The sequence below is a fragment of the Shewanella electrodiphila genome, from assembly GCF_023283985.1.
Lineage (GTDB): Bacteria > Pseudomonadota > Gammaproteobacteria > Enterobacterales > Shewanellaceae > Shewanella > Shewanella electrodiphila.
This window is the reverse complement of sequence record NZ_JAKIKU010000003.1, coordinates 177,654-193,504: the sequence shown is the minus strand read 5'-3', so window position 1 is coordinate 193,504 and position 15,851 is coordinate 177,654. Positions and strand designations below refer to the sequence as shown.

The window sequence follows — 15,851 nt, the reverse complement described above, 5'->3', positions numbered from 1 at the left end:
GTTTTACCACCCCATCATTTTTATAAATATTATGCCAAATGACTTAATCCTTTAAGCATAGGGCATTTTATTCATTGCTTTGTCAGAAGGTGTATCATGCTTATTCATTGTCAGTCACTATATCGATATAGTGCTCTTGCCGCTTGCCTCTTATTGGGTTCCGCTTGTCATATAGCCACAGAAAAGCCATTAGCAAATGAACAGCTCACAAAAAAAACAATAACTAAAAAGCCTAATGTGTTATTTATTTTGGTTGATGATTTAGGCTATTCAGATATTGCGGCTTATAACGACAATACATTTTATGCAACTCCTCACATTGACCAACTCGCTAAAGAAGGGGTTCAATTTACCAATGGTTATGCTGCAAACCCTGTTTGTAGTCCATCACGATATGCTGCGTTAACTGGACGTCACCCTACAAGAATCAATGCCACAGATTGGTTTCATGTTGATGGGTGGCCGCATCGATCTGAAAAGTTCAATCCTGCCAATATGTTAGAAAGCATGCCCCTAGAAGAAAAAACCATGGCTGAATCATTTTCAGAAAATGGTTACAGTACCGCTTTTTTAGGTAAATGGCATTTGGGCGACGATGAATCTGTTTGGCCTGAGCACCAAGGTTTTGATGTCAATATTGGTGGGATGAAATATGGACAACCGCCAAATGGATATTTTTCGCCTTATAAGAACCCTAGATTAACTGATGGGCCAGATGGTGAATACCTGACAGATCGCTTAACGGATGAATCAATTAATTTACTTGAAACGTATGCTAAACAAGATAATCCATTTTTTATGTACCTATCATTTTACACCGTTCATACGCCATTACAGGCACCTGATGAGCTAGTAAAGCAATATGAAGTCTTATCACAAAAGATGAAGTTATCTAATGACTTTCTGCGGGAAGAACAAATATGGCCAACGGACGAGGAGAGACTTGTTCGTGTAAAACAAAGTCATGCAATTTACGCTGCAATGATAAGTAAAATGGACTCTAATGTAGGCCGGGTTTTGAGCAAATTAAAGAACTTAGGATTGGATGATAATACCATTGTGGTATTTACTTCTGATAATGGCGGATTATCGACTTCAGAAGGCTCACCTACATCAAACTTGCCGTTGCGCGGTGGTAAAGGCTGGCTATATGAGGGTGGAATAAGAGTGCCTCTTATTATTAAAGCTCCTAATGCAAAATCAAACGGTCGTCAACTTGATACACCAGTCATAGCAACTGACTTTTATCCTACTTTACTCAGTTTAACAGGTTTATCCGCTGAACCTGATAAACATATAGATGGGGTCTCATTAGCACCATTGTTAACAGGTGGCGACATCAATGCAAAACGTCCACTATTTTTCCATTATCCTCATTACTCTAATCAAGGTGGTTTCCCTGGTGCTGCAGTCCGTGTTGGTGACTGGAAGCTCATTGAGCGCTTTGAAGATGGTCAAACTCATTTATATAACCTAAAGCACGATATCGCTGAGCAGAACGATTTAGTCAGTACTGAACCGGTTAAAGCGAAAGCGTTAACTGCACTACTACATGACTGGTATCGCGAAGTGGATGCTAATTTTCTAAATAGTAAAAATAATAAATCCCCATGGACACCTAGTCAGTAAGGTTCGAAAATTGAATTAACTTCAGATGATGTACCGTATTTAAATTGTTTAAATACGGTATTTTTATTTTAATTAATTATTCTGTGAACACTGTAAAACGTTATCCTCTAATGTTGCTGAACTCTCTTTCAGTAATAAGATTAATTGTATCGTATTGTGAACAGCTTATGGTTCAGATTTATTATTAACAAGCTTTCTATCTATATTGTTTTTTATTAAGTTGTGTATTTTATAGATTATCAATTTTTAATAAATCAAAAAATAATTTCAAATCAATATTATGAGAATCTTTCAATACCAAAGGTTATGTGTTGAGCTTTTTATATATAAGAGTGCGTAATAATTACGTGTTTTTAGCATGAAAAGCTGTTTCGTTGAGTCTAACTAGCATTGTTAACTTCTTCTGCTTAAGCGCCGCTTGTTAAAAACATGTAAAGATTTGTTGATTTTAAATATAAACAGTGTAGTTTATATGCAATGTTTAGTGTGTGTGGCTAACTTATAAAAAATAGCAAATAAACAATACATGAATAGGGAGGGGGACCTTATGAACCATAAGTTATTACTTGCAGGATTGGCGTTAAGCCCGTTAATGCTGGCGATGTTTCCAGCATATGCAGAAGACGAAAAAGAAGCAGAACAAGATATAGAAGTCATTGAGGTAAAAGGTTTTAAATCGTCGGTGACCAAAGCGCTAAACTCAAAACGTTTTGCTAAAAATGTTACCGAGTCGATTGCCGCTGAAGATATTGGTAAATCTGCAGATCAAAATATCGCAGAAGCATTGCAACGCGTCACTGGTATTTCCATTGACCGCAGCGGCGGTGAAGGTACCACGGTATCAGTTAGGGGCGCAGGTCCAAACTTAAATAATATCACCTTAAATGGCGTGCCATTAACAAGCAGCGGTCAAAATCAATCTGTTGATTTAAGTCAATATTCATCAGACGTCCTGTCTAATATTACAGTGGTTAAAACACCTAGTGCCGATCACGATGAAGGTAGTTTAGGTGCCAGTATTCAGCTCAATGGTTTTAAGCCCTTACAAGCGGCGAAAAATAGAAGAGTGATTGAGGTTCAATACCGCAATAACACCTTCGCAGACGTTGATGGTACTCCTGATCACAAATTAAGTGGCTCGCTGTCTGAAAAATTTCTTGATGAAACCGTAGGTTTTTCGTTGGTTGCCAGTACAGAAGCATCTACTGTAAGGCGTGACCGTTACAGCAACAGTTGGTGGCGTCCATTAGAGCCTAAAAAAGGTGCGACAAATATCGAAACCGGTGAAATCGTCACTAAAGATGATGGTTATGATTACGACGGCGATGGTGAGATTAGTGATGATGAAAAAGTGATACGGGGCTTTGCCAATAGGCAAACGCAGTATCGCACCTCAAATCTTTCCAGAGACCGTAAAACCGTATCGTCAACGCTACAATTTTTACCAACAGAAGATACCGATGTATCATTTAATTTCACCTTTTCTGAACAAAAAGTGAAAAATGACGATAACTATTTTGCCAATACCACACCAAATAAAGGCGATGAGCCTGAAAATATTCTATGGGATCCAAGTACCTTTACCTTTCCTAAATGGACCGATACTTCATCGAATCCTAAAGAGAATATTGTTGTCAGAAATCATCGTGATATCACTGAAACCACCAATACTAACCATGTATTTGGTTTTAATATTGATCACCAATATGAAAACTTTCTATTTAGTTTTAAAGCGGGTCATTCGGCATCAGAGTCTGGTGATGACTTTTATCTGCAGTCACGTTATCGATTACCTACATCTGGCAAAGGCCAAGGTTATACCAGCGGTTATGACTGTACTTCGTTAAGTGATTTGTGTTTAAGCGTTGTTTCTCCTGAGCTTGCTAATGATCCATCGACAATGGAGCTACAATCATTGGCATTGCGAGACCGAAAAGTTGAAGATAGTGCTACCAATGTATTTTTTGATATTGACTGGGAAGTTGATTTTGGTCCAGTTACAACGGTTGAGTTTGGCTTAAAGTGGAGTCAGAGAGAAAAGAATATTCATGAAACTCGTCAAGAATTTAATACCAGCACGTTTGGTGACTTTTTCGATGGCAAAACTATGGCTGATTATAATGATGGTGAAAAGACTCCGTCGGATTGGGGGGATGCACTAGGCTTTCCTCGTGATGAAATTACTAATGGTTGGGTGAAGGCGGACTCAAGAGCCATTTTACGAGACATACAAGATGCAGGTCTAGTACCTGAAATTACCACTAATTTACGTAATACCCGCGATATTGAAACTGAAGCACAAGCTGCCTATGCTAAGGTTAATTTCGAACTATTTGACGGTGATTTAGTTGGTGATATCGGGCTACGTTATGCGCAAACAGATGTGAATTCATTTGGTTATTCAGGGTTTAAGTACACAACCCTTGATTTTATTACCGAAGAAAATATCGCCTATTATGGGTCCGAAGAAGCCGCGTTTGAGGCATTGGGTCTTAGAATTCTGAAGGGTGAAGAAACTCCTAGTGCGACCCCCACCCGAGGCAGTCATGATTATGATAACTGGCTACCGAGTTTGAACTTAAATTACTCATTAACTGATGACATGATCGTCAGATTTGCAACATCAAAAACTATGGCTCGTCCGCGTATTGATGCACTCAAACCAGGTTTTACTATTACAGAAAGTTATACCAACCCGACATCGAATGCGTCGTTAGGCTCAACAGAATTGAATCCTTATTTATCAACCAACCTTGACTTATCATTTGAATGGTATTTCGACAAGTCGTCATTATTGGCTGTAACATTATTTAATAAAGATATGTCAGACTTTGAAGAAACTTCATCGAGTCTAGGGTATTGGCAAGATGTGCGAAATGAGTTTTATGATGTAGCTGATGACGGCCGCACAGGCGAGCTTAAAGATGATGAAGACATTGATTTTGTTGCGAACCCTTCTGATGTCATTCTTGATTACACCCCCGGTTCGATGCCCGCTGGCTGTATGCCAAACCGTGAGGAGGATATGGGGGCTGCCTTTGGTGACGATGGCTGTGACTTACTTAATCTCTCGATTGAACGAAACGGTAAAGGTGGCTATGTCAGAGGGATGGAGTTTAATTTCCAGCACAACTTTGAATATCTACCTGGTGCATTGAGCGGTTTAGGCCTACTGACTAACTACACTTATTCCGACAGTGAAGTAGATGAAGAACGTGATGAAGAAGGCAATATCACTTTTGCCGCATCGCCTTTACCTGATACGTCAGAGCATACCTTTAATGCCACTGTTTTCTGGGAAAAAGGGGATACGTTATTGCGTGTTGCTTACAATAATCGCAGTGATTACTTAGACACTCGAGCAGGGCAAGATGGCAATGCTGTGTGGACTGAAGGATATGACTCACTTGATTTTTCAGCCTCTTATCAAATTAATAAGATGATTTCGATAAACTTTCAAGCAGTTAATTTAACCGACACTGTCGTTAGAACGTATAACTCCAATGTCGTCGATCCGTTATTACCAGCAGAGGCACTAACCTTAGGTGATGCGCCAGATCATCGAACGATTACGGCGTCGAATGTTGGGACAACATACCGTCTGAGCACGCGGATTAACTTTTAATCCTTGTTGATACGATATGAGGTTATGCGCAATGAACTGCGCATAACCTTTTTTTATGTTGCTTTCTAAAGTTCAAATGCTATATCGCCACTTTATATCGCATCATTCATCCTTCACACGACTTGAAATTTGCTCGATTCACATAATGGAGCGGATTGAAGTCGCGTTTTAAATGATAATGACCAATTGTATAGAATATGAGATCAATTCAGAGTGCTTCCATTGTTTGGCACATTGTGTGATTAAATGTTTGTCGCCTTTTATAGCGATGCAATGGGTATTATTCAGTCTCAGTAATAGGTCGAAAATGAATATACATAAAATGACACTTGGGCTGTTATGCTTTTTACTACTTAACCTACATGTGGTTAAAGCGGAAAGCCACACTCAAGATAAGAGTTATACCTTTGATGCCAACAAAACCTCTGAACTTCGAGTACGAGAAGGCTTACCAAATTTTTTCAAGAAATTACATGCAGGTGAAGATGTAAAAGTAGGCTACATTGGCGGCAGTATTACTAATGGTGGTATGTGGCGTGATAAGTCTATTGCATGGCTTCAAAGTGAATATCCCCAAGCCAATATCAGTCAGGTTAATGCCGCCATTGGCGGAACGGGTCCAGATTATGGTGCCGCAAGAATGGGTGAGCATTTACTCAAACATAACCCAGATATGGTTTTTATTGAATATAGAGTAAACAATGGCGGAGTTTATCAGGGGAGGGCAATCGAGGGTTTAATCCCTCAGATATGGAAACACAATCCACAGGCGGAAATTTGTATTGTTTACACCATAAGCCATTGGATGATCGAAGATATTGCCAAAGGAAACCAAACACAAGCAGGTAAGCATATTGAGGCAGTTGCTAACCATTATGGTATTACCTCAATCGATTTTGGCCTAGAAGTGGTAAATTTATTAGAAGGAAACCAACTGGTATTTAAAAAGGGCGATAGCCCAACCAAAGGTAAAATAATATTCTCTAAAGACGGCGTTCATCCAGTAGAATCTGGGCATGATATTTATCAATCTGTACTTGCTCGCTCACTTAAAAGTATAGAAAGCCACGGCGTAGCGGGTACCAATTCTATTCCTGAACCATCTCAACAACGCATCTTCTCTAACGCTTCTATGGTACCTGTAAATAAGGCCATTTATTCTAATAATTGGCACAGCGTGCCATTAACAGGGATTGATATCGATGCTGATTTAGCAGATGAAAATCGAGGCAGTAAAGTCATCTTTGACCAAGCAATGACCACAAGCACAGTTGGTGAAAGCTTTACCTTTGAATGGGAAGGTTTCTTATTAGGTTTTACGGCATTATTAGAAGGTAAAGGTGATGTTTTACTGGAAGTCTCTACTGACGGCGGTAAAGCTAAACTTGTAGACATGCGCTCTAGGAGTGGTAAAAGCCAGGAGAAATACAAATACTTAGCAGAAGTTGAAGATGGAAAACATAAAACAACGGTCAAAGTCATCAAACTGGCTGACAATAAAGCGTTTCAAATTGGGCAATTTTTAGTTATTGCTGATTGAATGTTTTTTCTTGTTGGCTCTGTAATTTTATAGTGGGTTTGATGTGATGAACTTGCTCATAAAAGGTCACTATGGCGATGCTTTATATGAAGTGTAAATTCATGTAAAACTAGTCACATTTTTTACAGATATGGTATTCTTGTTTGTATATAAATAATTGAAATCATATGTAAGTAATAAATTAAAGGGAGTGCTCATGTACTTAGATCACAATCACAACCTCTATGTTGATAGACCATTTACAGCATTTATACGTTTTATCGTCTTAATTGGATGTTGTGTAGCAGTATTATGTAGTTTTACTACGCTTGCTAAAGAACGTACAGCGGATGAAAATAATGTCAGTCAAATTATTAAGTGGGCCAAAGATGGCGTGACTACTAAAATAATATTTCCTGCTGGTGATTATCGATTTAGTGAACCGCTTGTTATTGAAAATGACAACCTTAACTTATTGGGTAGTGGCAAAAACCACACTATTTTAACCCTGGTTAACCATAAGCCAATGTTAATTGAAGCCATTGGCAATAATGCAATAATTTCAGACTTAACTTTAGATGGAAACAATCAACAACAAGGGTATTACGATACAATCTTTAGGTTTAATAAGAGTAAAGGGCATCGATTCGAACGAGTAATATTCAAACGTAGCACTAAAGGTGCCATTCTCCCAATTTCTGGTTGGGCACTTGATGGGTTATTTGTGTCTCATTGTGAATTTGTAGATATCAATAAGTATGCAATTCATATTTTTAACCGAAATACCGAGAAACGTGGTGAGTTAATAACATCCATCGATCAGATTATTGTAGAGAATAGTGTTTTCAGAAAAGGCTATTTTATTGGCGTGACCATGGATTCAGGAAATGATAGACGAAATGAATCTGTGGTTAACGGCAAAAAAGTTGGTCGACGTTATACCGAGTCAGTTGATATGAATAGCAGTATTATTCGCGATAATATATTTGAAAAGACAAAGAAATTCCACATAGCAGGTGTTCAGGCTACGGGTATTATAATGGAGCGTAATGTATTCGAAGGTATGACAGATGATGCTGAGCCTGGTGCTAATGCTATTCATTTTGAACAGTTTTCTAGAGATTTAGAGTTTTACGACAACACCTTCTATATGGCAGATACAGTGCCTAAGCGTTTTCCATATATTTCAATCGCTGGCACCGAAGGCCATGTACGTGTGTCACAGAAAAGAAGTAGCGACACTTATAAAGAATGGACCTACTTTTATGAAGGCGGTCCAGAAAGGCGTGCAAATGTAAAATGTGCTGCTCATGGGCATACTGATATATCTTGTAAGCGAGATGTACATGTATACGGGGTTAGGAATGTTTACCTTGCTGGCAATACGTTTAATGCCTCATCAAAAATATCAAGTTATCTATTAATTAAAGAAGGTGAAAATATTCAAATTGGCACCAGAAAAGATGGCCGAGTTAGTTTGAATTCATTTTTAGGCGGCGATAATAAAACGAGAAAGATTAACTTGATAGGCCACGATGAAGGAACTTGCGATGTGTTAATTCTCCCAAATCAACAAATTTCAAAAAGTAATGTTTCAATTCCTAGAGTTGATTTTGATAAACCGGCATGCTCAATGAATAAACCAATCGTGATTCAATGATAATTATTATCTGTAAATTTTAAAAGTAATACATTCCAACTTTTACATGCGTAAATCATAGTTCAATATGATAACTTTTGCATAGAACCATTATAAAGGCCCCAACCTTTATAGTGGTTCTTTTTTTATGACTATATTTTTATTCCTGAGTAGTTTTATAAAGTTATAGCTGTCATTTTATAAAATTCAGTCGCTAAGTTAACCCCTCCAAATCAATTTGTAGATAGTCATTAATTTATATTAAACCAAATAAAACCTCTATTGTACTATTCTGTCTGCTTTTTGAGCCAGAATTAACCATTTTAGCCTTAAAAGTAATCGATTGGGTTTACAAATCACTTTCCTCTTGTTAGGTTGTTTCAGTGTAAAAAAAGTAAATCAAATATAAAAATCAATGTAAAAATAATTACGTATGGGGAAATTATGTTTAGAAATAGAAATATCAACAATCAAGGTTCTTATCAGAGTGATAAGTTGAGAGCATTACGGGTTGTGATCGGTACAGTGCTATTAACTGTGATTAGCTCGGCAACTTTTGCTAAAGAACGAACTGCCAATATTGACAATGCTGATGAGATCCAGACATGGGCAACCGATGGTGTGACAACTAAAATTATATTTCCATCAGGAACTTATGTACTTTCAAAACGATTGGTCATCACTAATGACAACTTGAAATTGATAGGTGATGGTAAGACAAGGACAGTACTTAAACTTAATCAGCTTGATAAAGCACTTATTGATGCACAAGGTGAAAGTATCTCGGTAAAAGACATGACCTTAAACGCAAATAATAATTTAAAACAGTTTGGTGAGCCGATTTTTAAATTTAATAAAACCAAGGGCCACAGGTTTGAACGGGTTTTATTTAAAAAATCTGAACAGTTTGGTATCAGCGGTGCAGTGGGGTATGGACTTGATGGCTTGCATGTTTCCCATTGTGAATTTGTCGATATCAATGGCATCGTGATTAACTTGTTGAATCGGAATACAGAAAAACGCAATGGTATTTTAGTCACCTCTATTGACAAAGTGCTTGTGGAGCATAGCCTATTCAAGCAAGGCTATTCAGTGGGTATTACCCTTGATGCTGGCAATGATAGAAGAAATGAATCAATTGTTGATGGGAAAAAAGTGGGTCGCCGTTATACCGAATCTGTTGATATGAGCGATTCTGTTTTTCGAAATAATACTTTTGAAAAAACGACTAAATTTCATATTGCCGGTGTTCAAGCTAAAGGGTTTAAAATTTCAGGAAATACCTTTGCGGGGATGACTGATAATGCCGCATCAGGTTCAAATTCGCTTCATTTCGAGCAATTTACAAAAAATGTAAAAATTTACAATAATACTTTTGATATGAGTGATAGCGTATCTAAAGCATATCCTTATATTTCTTTTGCTGGCACAGAGGGTCATAAGCGAGTCTCACAAAAACTGGCGAGTGATACTTATAAAAACTGGACGTATTATTACGAAGGAAGTAATGAAAGGCGTGCTGACACCAGTTGCGCGGCTTCTGGAGACACCAATAAAAACTGTAAACGCGATGTACATGCGTATGGCCCTCGAGATATTTATATCGCGGGTAATACCTTTAACTCTTCTTCAAAAATTTCTAAGTATCTCCAAGTTCACGAAGGTGAAAATATTCAAATAGGTATAGAAAAAAATAGTACCGTTAATCTAAATGCCTTTAAGGGAGGTAATAACGCGACTAAGAAAATTAGCTTTGGTGGTCATGACGAAGGTACATGCAATGTGAGCATTGTAGCTGGGCAGGGCATCATCGACAGTAATGTCAGCATTGCAAAAGTTGATTTCGAATTACCTGCATGCAAAATAGCAAAACCAATTGTAATTGGTAGCTAATTGTTATTGAGTCAAAAAGTGCATTAGCAGTAAATAAGTAAGTGACTGTAGCTTAATCAATTGAGGCTGCCACTTTTTAGTCCCTTCAATAAATCAATCCAGTCATGATAAGTAGAGGAGCACTTGTTGCTCCTTTTTTTCGTTTATAACCTGTACCCATCAACACCCTTGACTCAATAGTCATGGTTCATTAGTCATAGCTCATGAGTCTTTATCCATTACTGAAGTTACTAAAGGTATTTGATTTTTCGTCAGTGTTAATGACGAGGTTGTTGATTCATATTTAAGTAGTGGTTATTGTATATGAATGCAAATGAATGTATGTGATTGATTATTACTTGATCTAAATTCTTTCATTATGCGTCTCAGTAGACACTAGGCTTGATCATAGATTGCTGTTCTAGCATTTTTTTAGCTGAGTCAAAATAGTGTATTTAGATGACTTTTTTATGGGCAGTCATTTTATTGAAAAGACGTTTATAACGTCATGAAATAACACATAAGAACAGCCCTTAGCATTTTATTTCTAGAAGGTGAGCATGTTAACTATTGATATTAATGATCAACAACATCAGGTAGATGTTGAGGCCGATACTCCGTTGTTATGGGTATTACGTGATGTTCTACATATGACTGGTACTAAGTTTGGTTGTGGCAAGGGGCTTTGTGGTGCTTGTACTGTACATTTAAATGGAAAACCAGTGCGTTCCTGTTCACTTCCTATTTCTGCCATTACGACAGCGAAAATTACCACGATTGAAGGCGTAGAGAATAACTTATCAAATGCGTCAACTGCGATAGCTGTAAAGCAAGCTTGGATAACTGAAAATGTGCCTCAATGTGGTTATTGCCAATCAGGACAGATAATGTCGGCAATTGCCTTAATTGGCAACAATAAAAGTCCTAATGATGAGGAGATTAACATTGCAATGTCTGGCAACCTTTGTCGCTGCGGCACATATAAACGTATTAAGTCTGCTATCAAAACAGCTTCGAACGATGTAGGAGAAAAGTAATGGATGTTATAGATAAACCCATCATTGAAAATGTCAGTCGCCGTTCATTTTTAAAAGGCTTAGGCCTGGCTTCTGGTAGTTTTGTTTTAGCCACTACTTTACCCTTTGGTCATATCGCTATGGCTGACACCGCGAAACATAATGCGTTGAATGTATTTATCACTATTCATGCTAATAATCACATTGATATTATTTGTCATCGTTCTGAAATGGGACAAGGAGTCCGTACCAGTATTCCACAAATTATTGCTGATGAATTAGAGGCTGATTGGTCATTAGTGAATGTTGTTCAAGGCATGGCGAATAATGCTTATGGTAGCCAAAATACCGATGGTTCTTCATCTATTCGTAAAGCTTTTTTACAACTAAGACAAATTGGGGCTTCTGCTCGATACATGTTAAGGCAAGCTGCAGCCAATTTTTGGCAGGTTTCGATTGACGAGTGCTTGGCACTTAATCATCAGGTCAGTCATCAAATAACCGGTAAAAGCTTATCCTATGGGCAACTAGCAGAGCTCGCTTCAATGATGGCTCCTCCATCCCTTGATACTCTGCGTTTAAAAGATAAATCAGAATTTAACTACATTGGCAAAAAGCTAGCCAGTATAGACTTACCAGACATCATTAATGGCACAACTACGTTCGGGCAAGATATTCAAATACCCAATATGCTTATTGCTAGTATTTCGCGTTGCCCTGTTATTGGCGGCAAAGTGAAATCCTTTGATGCAAGTTTAACGAGAAAAATTAAAGGGGTTAAACAGGTTGTTGAAATAGGCTTAACGCCAGGGGCTGTGAACTTTCACCCATTAGCAGGTGTTGCTGTGCTAGCCACCAATACTTTCAGTGCGATAAAAGGTCGAGAACAACTGGAAATTAGTTGGGACTATGGTAAAAACCTAGCGCATCAATCTGCTGAATATTTAGCTAAGCGCCAATCATTAGTGCAACAACCGGGTAAAATTTGTCGAGATGAAGGTGACATTGGCAATGCGTTTAAACAACATGTAAAACAAGTCAACGCTGTTTATACCGTCCCTTATTTAGCTCATGCGCCAATGGAGCCGCCAGCAGCAACTGCGATGTTCCATAGTGATGGTCGTTGTGAATTATGGGCCTGTACTCAGTCGCCGCAACGTGCGCGTGACACGGTAGCTAAGGCATTAGGGCTCGATAAAGACCAAGTATTGGTCAATGTGACTTTACTCGGTGGCGCATTTGGCCGTAAAGCAAAGGCTGATTACCTTGTTGAAGCAGCGATATTAGCGAAAGCTGCAGGCCAGCCAGTAAAGGTAGTTTGGAGTCGAGAAGATGACATTCAAAATGATTATTATCATGCTATCAGCGCTCAATATTATCAGGGAGCGTTGGACGATAACAACCAGGTGCAAGCTTGGTTATCAAGAACAAGTTTTCCGCCGATAGCATCGACATTTAAGAAAAAAGCGCAATCTCAAGGTAAATTTGAATTAGCAGGTGGCTTTGCTGACATACCGTTTGATGTTCGAAATATTCGTTGCGAACATATTGATGCGCCAGCATTTGTCCGTATTGGTTGGCTACGTTCAGTGGCGAATATTCACCATGGTTTTGCACAAAGTAGTTTTGTTGATGAGTTAGCAGTCGCTGCAGGGTTAGATGCAAAAGACTTTTGGTTCAAGCTATTAGGCGACAATAAGAATGTTGCGTTGAACCGTGGTGGTTTCAAAAATGGTAATTATGGTGCCAGTGCAAAAGATCACCCAATTAATACCGACCGTTATAAAGAGGTCATTGAGTTAGCTTGTCAACACGCGGGATGGGGTAAGGAAGTACCAGAAGGTGAAGGATTAGGGCTTGCGGTGCATAGGTCTTTTTTATCTTATGTTGCTGTTATTAGTCATGTGAAAGTGCTTAATAATCATCTGCAAGTAAAAAAAATGTATTGCGTAGCCGATGCGGGTCAGATTGTTAACCTTGACCGAGTAGAAGCACAAATGGAAGGTGCGATGATTTTTGGTATGAGCATTGCGCTGATGAATAACATCAGCATTAAAGATGGCCAAGTGGAGCAATCAAATTTTCATGATTATCCTATGACACGAATGGCACAGGCGCCAGAAATTGAGGTCACAATAATAGAGAGTGATGGTTTACCTGGTGGTGTTGGAGAGCCTGGCGTTCCACCTGTCATGGCGAGCATTACCAATGCCGTTTACGCTGCAACAGGTAGGCGGATCAGAGACTTGCCATTAAATAAGCAGTTTAGCGTTTAATAGGGTAAAACGACTTATTAATGAACAAATCAGCCACCTATTTAACAATAAGAGGCTGATTTTTCTACTGGATGAATTTGTATTTGATTAATCTCTTGCCGTTTTTGAAACCGCTTTGTCTAGTTGATGTTGATATTTCTCAACAAGTTTAGGATAAGCGACAGCAAGATTATTTTTCTCTTGTGGATCATCTTTTAAGAAGTAAAGCTGAGGTTCTGAAGTGAAACCCCCTTCAATATTTTTATTGTCTTTAATCCAACTATGGGCACTTTTACTTGGCTTAATATATTTCCATTGCTTGTCTCTAAGTGACAAGGAGTAAGACTCTTCTATTAATGCTGTTCTGCCTTGCTTATTTGCGTTAAACCAGGCATCTAGATGGTTTTCACTGTCTATGGCTTCATTGTCTGCTAATGGAGTATTTAATAGTGCTGCAAGTGATGCATAGATATCGATTTGACTCATTAAACTGTCACTGCTACCAGTGCTCACTTTATTGGGGTAATGAAGGATGGTAGGGACTCTGGTGCCGCCTTCGAATGCGCTGTACTTTCCGCCTCGGTATTGGCCTGCGGGCAGATGGTTACCTAATTTTTCAATGGCAAAATCATCGTAACCATCAGTGAGTACAGGGCCGTTGTCGCTGGTGAAAATAATAATCGTATCATTGATGACACCTGATTTTTCTAATTGTTTAACGACTTGTCCCGTTATCCAATCCATTTGCACAATGGCATCACCTCGCACACCCATTGTACTTTTACCTTTAAACATTTTGTTAGGTAAGCGTGGTACATGAATATCGTGATAAGAGAAAAATAGGAAAAATGGCTTATCTTTATTGGTGGCGATAAAGTTGTTGGCTTTGTTGGTAAACACCTTATAAAAATCTTCATCACGCCATTCAGCTTTTTTACCGCCAGCCATGTGGCCAATTCGGCTTATGCCATTAATGATGGTGTCATTATGTTGCTTATCTGCTGGTTGTCTTCGTAAATCTGGGTTTTCATAACCGGTAGGGCGCTGGCCAATTTTCTCTTTATAACTGACAGTTAAGGGATCTGCGCTATCGAGATTAACAACATGATGATTTTCTAAATACACTGCGGGAACGCGATCGCCTGTTGCGGGTAATAAATAGCTATAATCAAAACCAATTTCTAACGGTCCTGGTTTGATTGCTTTATTCCAATCTAATGGCTGTTTACCATCACCTAAGCCTAAGTGCCATTTACCTATTACTGCCGTTTCATAACCAGACTGTTTAAATAGCTTCGGTAAAGTCGGTTGTTCAGGATCAATCAGTAAAGCAGCATCGCCTTTCAGCACTTTAATCTTTTTACGAAAGGCATGCTCGCCTGTTAATAATGAATACCTAGAGGGTGTGCATGTAGCAGCAGAACTGTGAGCATCGGTAAAGTTAATTCCGCCTTGTGCTAAAGCATCGATATTGGGAGTGTTGACTCCCGTAGCCCCGTTTACACCTATGTCTCCATAACCTAAATCATCGACATAAAAAATGACTACGTTGGGGTGGGGCTTATCCGTTATTTCTTTATCTGAATTGGTGCATGCACTGAATGTCAATATCAGCGTAGTGGCAGAAATAAGTGGAATCAACTTTTTAAACTTATCTGTCTTCATTTTATTTTCTCTTTGGCAAAATGTTTCCGTGACCTAAAAAGAACCTCAAGCATCAAAACCAGCAGTTCTTCAATAGCGTGTTCGTTCCCTCTGTACTTGATATGTTCTAGGGATAAAAATACTTTGATTATGATTATCTCTCTCTTTGGCTGTATTTTTATATCTAGTTGCTGTATTTTTACATATTAAAGTGTATTTTCATATGTACATTATGGCTTTTTACTTATCAATGTATTTATTTAATTAAGGGAACTGTTATGGATGGCCGTTTACGCTATTGCTTAGCGTTAGATTTAAAACAAGATCAAGATTTAATTGAGCAATATATAGCGCACCATAAGCCTGAAAATGCTTGGCCGCAAATCACTCAGAATATGCGTGAACTGGGGATTTTAGACATGGAAATTTACCGAGTTGATAATCGATTATTCATGATTATGGAAACTAAAATAGGTTTTGACCCCAATAAACCACCGTTAACAGCGTTAGGTAAACAGAAAAGTGATGAGTGGGAAGCGCTGATGTGGAAATACCAACAACCACTGAAGAGTGCTGCGCCGGGTGAGAAGTGGGTAAAAATGGATAAAATTTATGATTTAAAAAGTGCGCGAATCTGATTAAATCCAGTTAA

Annotated in this window: 9 protein-coding genes; 8 read left to right on the top strand and 1 reads right to left on the bottom strand. The window is 38.5% G+C overall.

What is annotated here, in order from left to right; translation table 11 throughout:
- Positions 1–96: 96 nt before the first annotated feature.
- The 7 genes from L2737_RS06905 to L2737_RS06875 all read left to right on the top strand — a co-directional run bounded on the left by L2737_RS06905 (position 97) and on the right by L2737_RS06875 (position 13,576).
- Complete coding sequence (locus L2737_RS06905) at positions 97–1,629, top strand: sulfatase (RefSeq protein ID WP_248955254.1); 1,533 nt, start codon at positions 97–99, stop codon at positions 1,627–1,629.
- Positions 1,630–2,176: 547 nt separating this feature from the next.
- Positions 2,177–5,254 carry a TonB-dependent receptor gene (locus L2737_RS06900; protein WP_248955253.1) on the top strand — a complete coding sequence of 1,026 codons (3,078 nt, stop codon included), beginning with the start codon at positions 2,177–2,179 and terminating at the stop codon, positions 5,252–5,254.
- A 307-nt stretch (positions 5,255–5,561) separates the two neighbouring features.
- On the top strand, positions 5,562–6,794 hold the full coding sequence (locus tag L2737_RS06895; protein WP_248955252.1) for an SGNH/GDSL hydrolase family protein: 1,233 nt from the start codon (positions 5,562–5,564) through the stop codon (positions 6,792–6,794).
- Positions 6,795–6,990: 196 nt separating this feature from the next.
- Entirely contained in the window at positions 6,991–8,433 is a 1,443-nt protein-coding gene (locus L2737_RS06890; protein WP_248955251.1) for a hypothetical protein, read from the top strand.
- A gap of 354 nt (positions 8,434–8,787) precedes the next feature.
- On the top strand, positions 8,788–10,305 hold the full coding sequence (locus L2737_RS06885) for a hypothetical protein (protein WP_248955250.1): 1,518 nt from the start codon (positions 8,788–8,790) through the stop codon (positions 10,303–10,305).
- 539 nt (positions 10,306–10,844) lie between these two features.
- Positions 10,845–11,321 (top strand): (2Fe-2S)-binding protein, encoded by a 477-nt coding sequence (locus L2737_RS06880; protein ID WP_248955249.1) that lies wholly within the window; start codon positions 10,845–10,847, stop codon positions 11,319–11,321.
- Positions 11,321–13,576 carry a xanthine dehydrogenase family protein molybdopterin-binding subunit gene (locus tag L2737_RS06875; RefSeq protein ID WP_248955248.1) on the top strand — a complete coding sequence of 752 codons (2,256 nt, stop codon included), beginning with the start codon at positions 11,321–11,323 and terminating at the stop codon, positions 13,574–13,576. The genes L2737_RS06880 and L2737_RS06875 overlap by 1 nt, the downstream gene beginning before the upstream one ends.
- An 87-nt stretch (positions 13,577–13,663) precedes the next feature.
- Here the strand turns inward: L2737_RS06875 and L2737_RS06870 are convergent, their stop codons facing one another.
- Positions 13,664–15,220: a sulfatase family protein gene (locus L2737_RS06870; RefSeq protein WP_248955247.1), complete on the bottom strand. Its 1,557-nt coding sequence runs from the start codon at positions 15,218–15,220 to the stop codon at positions 13,664–13,666.
- 257 nt (positions 15,221–15,477) lie between these two features.
- Here L2737_RS06870 and L2737_RS06865 point away from each other — a divergent pair, with 257 nt between their 5' ends.
- Positions 15,478–15,837 carry an L-rhamnose mutarotase gene (locus tag L2737_RS06865; protein WP_248955246.1) on the top strand — a complete coding sequence of 120 codons (360 nt, stop codon included), beginning with the start codon at positions 15,478–15,480 and terminating at the stop codon, positions 15,835–15,837.
- Positions 15,838–15,851 lie beyond the last annotated feature (14 nt).

Bases quoted from the DNA above. Each gene is read 5' to 3' on its own strand.
- L2737_RS06905 (WP_248955254.1), top strand. From the start codon at position 97: ATGCTTATTCATTGTCAGTCACTATATCGATATAGTGCTCTTGCCGCT.
- L2737_RS06900 (WP_248955253.1), top strand. From the start codon at position 2,177: ATGAACCATAAGTTATTACTTGCAGGATTGGCGTTAAGCCCGTTAATG.
- L2737_RS06895 (WP_248955252.1), top strand. From the start codon at position 5,562: ATGAATATACATAAAATGACACTTGGGCTGTTATGCTTTTTACTACTT.
- L2737_RS06890 (WP_248955251.1), top strand. From the start codon at position 6,991: ATGTACTTAGATCACAATCACAACCTCTATGTTGATAGACCATTTACA.
- L2737_RS06880 (WP_248955249.1), top strand. From the start codon at position 10,845: ATGTTAACTATTGATATTAATGATCAACAACATCAGGTAGATGTTGAG.
- L2737_RS06875 (WP_248955248.1), top strand. From the start codon at position 11,321: ATGGATGTTATAGATAAACCCATCATTGAAAATGTCAGTCGCCGTTCA.
- L2737_RS06870 (WP_248955247.1), bottom strand. From the start codon at position 15,220: ATGAAGACAGATAAGTTTAAAAAGTTGATTCCACTTATTTCTGCCACT.
- L2737_RS06865 (WP_248955246.1), top strand. From the start codon at position 15,478: ATGGATGGCCGTTTACGCTATTGCTTAGCGTTAGATTTAAAACAAGAT.